Source organism: Dietzia sp. HMSC21D01, from assembly GCF_001815995.1.
Classification (GTDB): Bacteria; Actinomycetota; Actinomycetes; order Mycobacteriales; family Mycobacteriaceae; genus Dietzia; species Dietzia cinnamea.
In genome coordinates this window covers 4682-4994 of sequence record NZ_KV823793.1, presented here as the reverse complement: position 1 = coordinate 4994, position 313 = coordinate 4682, and the positions used below count along the sequence as shown (strand labels likewise).

General features: G+C 74.1%; 1 pseudogene. It reads left to right on the top strand.

The annotated features are described in order from the left end of the window. Positions 1 to 313, top strand: a pseudogene (locus HMPREF3086_RS18385) (HNH endonuclease); the annotation flags it as partial.

Sequence of the window (313 nt, the reverse complement as noted above, 5' to 3'; positions counted from 1 at the left end):
GAAGCCCTCGACCAACGCGTCGCCGAACACGACGCCGCCGACGCTGACACCACCGCCGCGGCTGCCGGCCGGGCCGCCGACCCCGACACCGACCCGGATGAGCCTGTCGAGCCGGAGCCGAACTACTCCAAGGCAGAACGCCGCGCCGACGCCCTGATGTCCCTGATCTGCGGCGACACCCCCACCCGGCCCGGCACCGACACCGACACCGATGGCGCCAACGGTGCCGGCGGCGCTGACGGTGGCGGTCCTGCGGACGCTCCCACCGGCGGCAGCGGTCAGACGCCGGTGTTGCGGCCGAAGGTCACCGTCA